We start from the raw sequence: 9,844 nt of genomic DNA, 5'->3' as shown, positions 1-9,844 counted from the left end.
TTATTTTTCCTACTCATTGTTATCGTCTCCCGGACTGATTATTGTTTTTCATCTGTCCGGTTAAAAAAATTGTAGCAGTCGGCAGCGTTCCAGTCCCATATAGCGCCCCGACCCGGAACCGGCATTGAACGTACAACCAAACAACCACCTCCACACAGCAACAAAACAACAAAACTCCATAATTATATCCAAACACATCTCAATACTAACAAAACAACAAAGCTCCATAATCAAATCCCAGCACATCTCAACACCAACTAAAACAACCAAACTACTGCTGCTGCTTATTTCCTCTTACATTTATACTAGTGGGAATCCAGCTCTCAACAAAAAAGGAACACCCGTAAGGTGTCCCAGTCAAAAAACTATTACAAATTCTTGTCCATATCAAAAGTAAGTTTAGAAAGACGAATACCTTTCGTATAAAGCTCACCAAACATCTTCTTAGCCTTATCAGCCATCTCATCAACCAACTTACCATTACGCTCAGTCAAAAATGCACTAAGCTCATCACCAGAATAGTCAGCAGCTAATTTGTCAGTCTCAGCAATAGCTTCACGGAACTCTTGATGACATTCAGTTAAATAATCAATATCATCTTGTAAAAAATCAGTATAATGCGACTCAACTAACATCGACAAAGCGTTGTACATCCAATAACTATCCTTAAAATCAAACTCAAGCGAAACATCTTGATAGCTCTTAGGTGTGTCGTCCATATTAGTATAGAACGGAATGTACGGAGCGAATGTTGGAAAACCAATGCAAAGCCACATAATCGCAGAGAATTCTTCTGGAACATCATTTCTGATCTGCAAAATGTGTGAGTTTTGAGTTCTGTTCAAACCGATCGGACGGTAGCGATATTTATCGTCATCGCTTGCATCAGGACTGTATGGATCATACGGTGTTTCGTTGTAGTGTGAACCTAAAACATATTCAATATCTTCGACGTTGATCTTGTGATCAGTCTTCATGATGAATGGTAATTCGCCGTCTTCAGGGTCTTCCTCGATTTCAGGGTTGAAATACTTGTGACCGTACCAAACTCTGGAAGTGTTGTAATGACGATCTTTGAGATTGTCAGTTCCAAAAATGTGACGGAAGTTAAAACCAGTTTTATCAGTGTTTAAATGATTTTTTTCAACGAATTCTTGGATCCCGTCGGACCACATGAATTGATCGGGGTCGTTGAAGTCGACTTGTTGTATCGAAACGCGGTTGGCCGCGATGGCATAGCTGTCATCGGGGATCCGTTGGGCGACCCAGTGGTGTCCTGTTACGATTTCCATGTACCAAACATCAGTATTGTCGCTGAACAATACGGAGTTTCCGGCTGGTGAACCATATTGCTTGATTAAATCGCCGGTACGTTGTACAGCAGACTTAGCTGATATTACGAAAGGTAGGACCATTCTGACGATGACGTCTTCGTCCATTCCATCTTTTACTAGTGGATCACAAGCTAATGCTCGTTCATTTCCATAAGTACTTTCAGTGGCAGACATGGCAACGTTAGCGCCATTGATACCACTTTCGTCGTAGTAGCCCAGCTTTTTGTAGTCGACGTTTGGAACTGCTGGCCATTTGTAGTTTTCAGCAGGAACTTCGGCTTCAAAACCGTTGAGCCAGGATTTAACTTTTCTTCCTGGCTCGTTTTCAACGGATTTATGCATTACAAAATTTTGAGGATTAATTGGATCAAATGTGTCGTCATTTCGTGCAATCATTGTAGAACCATCAATACTGGCATTTTTACCAACAAGGACGGAGGTACAGGCATCCTCTAAATGATTTTTTTTCATTTTTGTGGAACCCTCCTAAGTATAGATATATTTATTTTAGCATAGCTATGACTTTTTTTATTTGATAGGACTCACAACTGACCGGAAAAAGATGATATAATTTTTTGAATATAGGGGGCAAACATGGACTTAAAAATGGATAAAGATGAGGGTGGATTCCTCAAAAATCTAGTACTTGGCTTGCAACATTTGCTTGCTATGTACTCAGGTGATATTCTAGTACCAATTTTGATTGGTACGGCACTAGGCTTTTCAGCAACACAAATGACTTATTTGATTTCTGTCGACATTTTTATGTGTGGAGTCGCTACTCTCTTGCAGATCAAGAGGACTCCTCTAACAGGTATCGGCTTACCGGTTGTACTTGGTTCAGCGGTCGAATATGTTACACCATTACAAAATATTGGGCATCACTTTGGGATCGCCTATATGTATGGTGGAATTATTGCCGCCGGTATCTTTATTTTGTTGATTTCTAAGTTGTTTGCGAACTTACAAAGGTTTTTCCCACCAGTTGTTACGGGATCATTGATCACATTGATCGGATTTACTTTGATCCCAGTTGCTTTTCAAAACATTGGTGGTGGGGACGCTACCGCTAAGAATTTTGGTAGTCCTCAAGATTTGATTTTAGGATTTGCGACTGCACTGATCATTATTGTTTTTACGATCTGGGGTAGAGGTTTTATTCAACAGATCGCCGTTTTGATCGGGATCGTCGCTGGCTATATTATTGCGTTTTTCATGGGACAAATCGGGTTCCAAAGCGTTAGCAGCGCTCACTGGTTCCAAGTTCCAATGCCATTTTATTTTTCAACACCGAAATTTGAATGGTCTTCGATCATTATCATGCTTTTAGCTGCTTTAACTTGTATGATCGAATCGACTGGTGTTTATTACGCACTTGCCGAAGTTACTAAACGTGATATGAAAAAGGAAGATATGCAACGTGGATATGCTTCTGAAGGATTTGCCGCTATTTTAGGTGGTATTTTTAATACTTTCCCATATTCAACTTTTTCGCAAAATGTTGCGATCGTTCAATTGTCAGGTATTAAGAAGAACAAGCCAGTTTATTTCTCAGCTTTCTTGTTGATCCTTCTAGGATTGATCCCCAAGGTGGGAGCAATTGCTACTTTGATCCCTAATTCTGTACTAGGTGGAGCGATGTTAGTCATGTTCGGTATGGTAGGTGCACAAGGTATCAAGATGTTGTCACAAGTTAAGATGACTAATAGCAATCTCTTGATCATGGCCATTGCCATCGGACTAGGATTGGGTGTAACAGTTCAACCTTCATTGCTACATTTCTTACCAGAAACATTACAAACTATTTTGAACAATGGTTTAGTAGTCGGAAGTTTTTCAGCAATTATTTTAAATATGATTTTAAATCCTAAGAGTTTGAAAATTGAAAAATAATTAATTCGCTTTATTGATGTTGGACATCAGTAAAGCGTCTTTTTTTGTCCTATTTCGAATATTGTGATGGGCTTAATAACTTGATATAACAGCGTTTATAGCCAATAACTAATTTGTGATATTCGGGCTAATTAGTAGCACTTCTTGATTCAGAGGTGCTAGTTTAAAGGTGGATATTGAATAAGAATAGATTAAGTATGGGGTTTTTCAAAAGGGGGAAATTATTTGTGAGAAAACTTTTTCCATGGTTGTTAGCAACATTTGCTGCAGTGCTTTTTATCTTTATCGGACCGACTAACATTAGCCAAGCTCGAGAAATCACTGAAGTTCAGGGAACACAAGCTTCTGATGCAGTGATCAAAGATGAGAATGACGAGATCATTTCACACGATGCAGAATTGCCTGAGAGCCAGGAATATACTGTTAATTACCAGTGGAGTATTCCAAACAGTACTTGGGTTTTAGGTGGGGATACTTTTAAATTTTACGTTCCCTCTAATGTCAAGATCCCGATGGACGATTCGTTCCAATTGACAAATACTAGCTCAGGTAAAAAAATCGGCAGTGCCTTTATTGCAGCAGGTTCACATGTCGGAACGGTAACTCTAAACTGGGCTTTAGCAGATGCACAAATTAATAAAAAAGGTTACATTCGCTTAGCCGTTACTGGTACTGAACCTGAGTCGCTAGTAACAACGCCAAACGAAGGTGGAAATGAGACTGTCACGCCGCCAGATGAAGGTGATACAGGAAGTACCACAACACCAGGCGAGGGTGGCAATGAAACAACTACACCACCTGATGAAAATGGTAACGAAACGACCACAACTCCAGATGAGAGTGGTAACGAAACAACTACACCTGATGAAGGTGGGGGTGAAGCAGTAACGCCACCAGATGAGGGCAGTACAGGCAGTACGACACCCGGCGAAGGTGACGGTCAAACCGTTGAACCTATCGAAGTCTTTATGACTAAATTTGGTAGCTTTACAGATGCCAACAATCCTGATCTTCTCAACTGGGAAGTTAATATTTATCCAAGTACTAACGATTTAGTTAACCCAGTGATCAAGGATACTTTTAACGATAATCAAAGCTATGTTGACGATAGTGCCACATTGCAAGATGAGAATGGCAATTCAGTACCATTCACGACTAGTGTTTCGGGTAACACAGTGACATTTACCGTAACCGGAACTTTTAGCTCTGGCTTACAGCTTCGTTATCAAACTACGCCTGATACTAATACAGGTGCGGCACATTACGAAAATACTGCTGTGGTAACAGATGCTCATGGGAATACTGGAACAGCTGATGCAGCAGTGGATAGATTCGTCACAGACACATCTACCAATGAACCAGGACCTGGAGATTTAGCTGCACCACCTGATGGAGAAGATAGTGGTGGAACTGAAGAACCAGGCGAAGGTGGCAATGAAACCACAACACCAGGTGAAGGTGGCAATGAAACTGAAGAACCCAATGAAGGCGGTAACGAAACCACAACGCCAGGTGAAGGCGACAATGGCACTGAAGAACCCAATGAAGGTGGTAATGAAGTCACAACACCTGATGAAGGTAACAGTGGATCTGAAAATTCTAACGAAGACGATGAACCAGCCGTAACTTCTCCAAATGAAGAAGATAACGGAACAGCTTCTGTACCTGATGACAATGGATCAGGTAGCTCATCGACAACGCCTGATGTCGATACAGATGCCAATACTTCAGAAAATACTAATAATGGTGGTCAGACGGTCCCAACACAACCGGGATCACCAAGTACATCACAAACAGGGACTCAAGGAATAGAAGCGATTGAGTCTCCAAATTATGAAGCTACACCTGATGCTTCAACTGATGCAGCAGCAGAAGCTCCAACAGTTGGTATTCCACAAGCTAATGATGGATCATTCGGCTTTTTACCTAATGATTCTTTAGCAAGCCAGACTAATAATGGAACTATTGGTCAGACTTTGCCAGTGGATGATGTAGCTGATTTAGCTACAAATCCAGCATCATTTAGTGCTAGATTGCCACAAACTGGTCAAAAAAATAACGCTATAACTATAGCTCTCGGATGCTTGCTGTTATTGATCAGTTTAGCTGGAGTAGAGTTGATGCATAGATCAGAACTAAAACGGTTTGAAATTAGAAAGTAATACTTAACAAATCAGTAAAAGACGATGCAAGAGATATATTCTCTTACACCGTCTTTTTTTGGAACTGTTATTAAAGGTAGTACTATTCATTTTTTGAAGTTATACATTTGTTGATTGGATAGGGCCCTTTTTGTTTTATCGTAAAGGATGATGTAACGAGCTCCATGCAACAGCATCCTACGGTTTAGCAATTGTCAGCAGGTACAAGTTATTAAGAATTAAGATAATGCTAGCCATTTTTGAATGCTAAACTTGCAGCGGTTTGAATAGTGCTTTTATGTTTTATCCGGAAGGATGTTGAAACGAGCTCCGCGAGGTAGCGGCCTCCGGTTTAGCAACTGTCAGCAGGCACGGCTTCGCCGCACCTTTGTGCTGCCAGTCCCTAAATCCTCAGCAGCTGACCAACCTCGCTACGCTCTCTGTGTTTAAATCCTCAGCAGCTGACCATGCCTCTCTATTCTCTGTCTAAAAAAAGGTCCCCAAAGGGGACCTTAAAAATTATTTAGCATATTCAGTACTGTCGTCCCAATCTTGAACGGCGTCACTAGCACCGGTTGGGTTGCCATGCCATTTGAAGCCACCGTACCAAAGACTGCGCTTTTCTTCGTCGTAGCCTTTGATTTCGTTGACATCGTCATCACTAAGTTCGAAGTCATAAATATTGGCGTTTTGAACGATCCGTTCCTCGTGAACTGATTTTGGAATGGTGATGATTCCTTGTTGTAGATCCCAACGCAAGATGATTTGAGCGACTGACTTGTGATACTTGTCAGCGATTTTCTTGAGCCGTTCATCGTTGAGCACTGTCCCACCGCCGAGTGGTGACCAAGCTTCCAAGTGAATATTATTTTCTTGGCAGAAGTTCTTGATGTCGCCCTCTTGGCACAATGGGTTGAATTCCATTTGGTCAACAGCAGGTTTGACGGAGCCATTCTTTAAAATATCTTTGAGCCGAGTAACGTTAAAATTGGAAACACCAATTGCCCGAGCTTTTCCTTCTTGATAAATCTTTTCTAGTGCTTTCCAAGTGTCGAGGTATTTGCCGTCAACAGGCCAGTGGATCAACAAAAGATCAACATAATCAGTTTGTAAATTCTTAAGTTGTCCATCAAATTGTTCGAGTGTTGATTCGTATCCTTGATCACCATTAAAAATCTTTGTTGTTAAAAATATATCTTCACGTTTTAATCCATTGTCAGCCAAGGCTTTAGTAAGTCCCGCCCCGACTCCGGCTTCATTACCATATTGTTTGGCAGTGTCGATTGCTCTATAGCCATGCTTGATCGCCCATTCTACAGACTGAGCAGCGCCAGCATTGTTAATTTGCCAGACGCCCAGACCAAGTTGGGGCATTTTAATGCCATTATTGAGAGTAACAGTTGAATCTATTGAAAAATTCATATAAACACCTCCACGGCTTAATTATATTAGCAAAAGTAATGTGATACAAAAAATTAGATTGTCTTTGGTATAGGTTCAAGTGTTACAATTTAGAAAGCGATTACAATATTTTGCTAAAGAAAGGTCTAGGTTAAAACATGAAGAAAAATTTCACAAACGATAATGAAATCAAATCTGAAATTATCAATCTGTCAGCCATTCTTGATCTTCCCAAGGGGACCGAGGCATTCGTCAGTGACATTCATGGCGAATATGATGAGTTTGCTCACATTTTGAGAAATGGTTCTGGTAATACGCGCCAAAAAATTTCAGAATTGTTTACAGGACGACTGAGTGAAGATAGACAAAAGAAATTTGCTTTTTTAATTTATTATCCGTCGGAAATTTTGTGCCAAAGTAAGGAACAGTTTCATAAAAAAGAGGATCTGGAACAATGGTACTTCGATGTCTTTAATCAATTGATCGATATGTTACGTTACACATCGATCAAATATACCCGCTCTAAAGTTAGAAAAGCTATTAAGAGCGATTTTGTTTATATTACGGAAGAATTACTTTATGCCGATCAAAATGATCTGACCAAACGTAGTTACTACCGCGAAGTTATGGAAGATATTATCGAATTAGATATGGCCGACCAATTCATCATTTCGACTTGCCATACTATCCAACGATTAGTTGTCGATCACTTGCATATTATTGGGGATGTTTACGACCGGGGGCCGCATCCTGATCTGATCATGGATCACTTGATGAATCGTTGGGGTAGCCTAGATTTTCAATGGGGCAACCACGATATCTTGTGGATCGGTAGCGCCTGCGGTTCCAAACTTTGCATGGCTAACTTGATCCGGATCAGTGCCAGATACAATAATTTACGACTATTAACTGATAAATATGATATTGACCTTAGTCAACTAAAAGAATTCGCAGCCGAAAACTATCAACCACTGCCAGTATTTACACCACGCTCTGATACAGGTGACAGTATCCCAAACGATGATTCAGTTTATGACAATACCGTACAGCAAGCGATGGCCATCATCCAATTTAAGATGGAAGGTCGTGCTATCAAGGCTCATCCAGATTTTGAAATGGATAATCGGATGTTGTTACATAAGTTGAGCCCTGATCGGACTTCGATCGAGATCAACGGGGAAAACCATCCTATCACCAATGCTTGCTTCCAATTAGTTGATCCTGACGATCCATACAAATTGACTGATCAAGAGCAAAATATTGTTGACGATTTGATCCGCCAATTTATTGATTCGCCAAAATTGCGCTATCACATGTCATTCATGATGAACAACGGTTCAATGTATTTGAAATATAATAACAATTTACTGCTCCACGGCTGTGTGCCAGTCAATGATGATGGCAGCATGCAAGCTTGGACAGTTGAAGGTAAGAGCTATTCTGGTAAGTCACTGTTCGACTTTTTTGAAAAAACTTTAAAAAATGGTTTCCAAAATCCGACTCCTGAAGAATGTCTCAATTCCGACATTATTTGGTACTTGTGGACGGGAAAGATGTCGCCTTTATTTGGAAAAGCTGCCATGACGACCTTTGAACGGTACTTCATCGAAGACAAAGCGTTACATAAAGAAATCAAGAATCCTTACTACTCGTTGCGAAAAGAAGAGTGGTTCGCCGATGAATTATTAAAAGAATTCGACTTGAACCCGGATGAAGGTCACATTGTTAATGGCCATACACCGGTTAAATTGGGGCATTCGCCGATCATGGCCAATCGCAAGATCTTCGTGATCGATGGTGGGATGTCCAAACCTTATCACAAGACAACTGGTATCGGCGGGTACACGCTATTGTCTAACTCCTTTGGTTTCCAGTTGGTAACTCACGAGCCATTCACCACTCGTGCCAAAGCCATCGCAGATATGACTGATGTCGTTTCGACCAAACGTGTCATCGAACAGTCAGCCAAGCGTAAAACAGTTGGCGACACTGATGTCGGTGATAAATTACGCAAACAAATCGTTTATTTACAATCAAAACTAAATCATTAAAGCATGTAAAAGGCCCAAAGGATGAAAAATTTTTGGGTCTTTTTGTTTGTTGTTTTTTTGGATTTATTTTCTGTGTTGTTATACAAATTAATTTTAATTATATATATCATTTTAAATTAAATAAAAAGGGTTAAGATATTCATATAAGACGTAATTAGTGAAAGGAGATAAGCTATGAATCATCAATCGGACCTACATGACGAAGACAGTAAGCTTTCTGATATTGTTGATGGTGTGTCAGAAGGTATCAACACAGCGGGAAATACTTTTTCGATCAATGAGGAAATAAAAACTGAAGAAGGCAATGTTAAGCAAGCTGTAAGATACGTCCTCTGGGGACTAATTTCCGTAGTAGTAAACTTCGGCACTTTTTATCTCCTTTATCGAGTAGCACACATGAACTATCAAGTAGCCAACATAATAGCCTGGTTCCTAGGAGTACAAGTAGGCTTCTGGGTCGATCGCCTAATAGTATTCCGCCACAAATCAAAAACAGCGCTCCAAGAAATGATAGCCTTCTACGGAACAAGAATATTCACCTACCTAGTAGAAGCCCTGACCCTATGGATAGGAATCTCCCTACTATCAGCAAACGGAGATGCCACAAAAGTAGTAGGCCAATTCCTAGCAATAGTAGGAAACTACATATTCTCAAAATTCTTCATCTTCAAAAATAGAAATAAGTAAAACAATAGGACAAATAAAGTCAACGAAAACAAACTCTAAAAAAGGGGTTTGTTTTTTTTTTTTTTTTTTGTTGTTTTTTTTAATAATTTTTCCACTGGGGTATTTGGGTTTCACCATTAGGAAGAAACCTGAGATAGACATGTGAGAAATAGGGCAGGACAATTAGCCAATTTAATCACAAAAAGTCGGTAAAACTAAAAAAAGAGAGTGATATCAATAACTATCTAGGTGGAGGGGCGGGGTGCTATATGGGTTCAGTAGATCGAGTAGGAGGTAGCTAGGCTACCGACCTCTCACACCACCGTACGTACGGTTCCGTATACGGCGGTTCATTAAC

Annotated in this window: 6 protein-coding genes; 4 read left to right on the top strand and 2 right to left on the bottom strand. The window is 40.2% G+C overall.

Annotation, left to right across the window (positions count from 1 at the left end):
* Nucleotides 1-368: 368 nt before the first annotated feature.
* Nucleotides 369-1,805 (bottom strand): C69 family dipeptidase, encoded by a 1,437-nt coding sequence (locus EKM78_RS11830; protein ID WP_125772480.1) that lies wholly within the window; start codon nucleotides 1,803-1,805, stop codon nucleotides 369-371.
* Nucleotides 1,806-1,928: 123 nt separating this feature from the next.
* Between EKM78_RS11830 and EKM78_RS11825 the strand changes: the two genes are divergently transcribed.
* Together EKM78_RS11825 and EKM78_RS11820 are read left to right on the top strand one after the other, a co-directional pair.
* Nucleotides 1,929-3,227 carry a nucleobase:cation symporter-2 family protein gene (locus EKM78_RS11825; RefSeq protein WP_125772478.1) on the top strand — a complete coding sequence of 433 codons (1,299 nt, stop codon included), beginning with the start codon at nucleotides 1,929-1,931 and terminating at the stop codon, nucleotides 3,225-3,227.
* Between the two features lie 227 nt (nucleotides 3,228-3,454).
* Nucleotides 3,455-5,389, top strand: coding sequence for an LPXTG cell wall anchor domain-containing protein (locus EKM78_RS11820; protein WP_164507344.1), 1,935 nt, complete (start codon nucleotides 3,455-3,457; stop codon nucleotides 5,387-5,389).
* A 498-nt stretch (nucleotides 5,390-5,887) separates the two neighbouring features.
* Here EKM78_RS11820 and EKM78_RS11815 read toward each other — a convergent pair whose 3' ends face one another.
* Nucleotides 5,888-6,790: an aldo/keto reductase gene (locus tag EKM78_RS11815; protein ID WP_125772474.1), complete on the bottom strand. Its 903-nt coding sequence runs from the start codon at nucleotides 6,788-6,790 to the stop codon at nucleotides 5,888-5,890.
* Between the two features lie 137 nt (nucleotides 6,791-6,927).
* Between EKM78_RS11815 and EKM78_RS11810 the strand changes: the two genes are divergently transcribed.
* On the top strand, nucleotides 6,928-8,820 hold the full coding sequence (locus EKM78_RS11810) for a fructose-1,6-bisphosphatase (RefSeq protein ID WP_125772472.1): 1,893 nt from the start codon (nucleotides 6,928-6,930) through the stop codon (nucleotides 8,818-8,820).
* Nucleotides 8,821-8,994: 174 nt separating this feature from the next.
* The gene (locus EKM78_RS11805; RefSeq protein WP_125772470.1) at nucleotides 8,995-9,507 is read left to right on the top strand and encodes a GtrA family protein; all 513 of its coding nucleotides are present in this window, start codon (nucleotides 8,995-8,997) and stop codon (nucleotides 9,505-9,507) included.
* The last annotated feature ends 337 nt before the right edge of the window (nucleotides 9,508-9,844 follow it).

The organism is Companilactobacillus furfuricola, assembly GCF_003946325.1.
Classification (GTDB): domain Bacteria; phylum Bacillota; class Bacilli; order Lactobacillales; family Lactobacillaceae; genus Companilactobacillus; species Companilactobacillus furfuricola.
The sequence above is the reverse complement of the archived record's forward strand: the minus strand, read 5'-3'. Positions and strand labels throughout refer to the sequence as shown.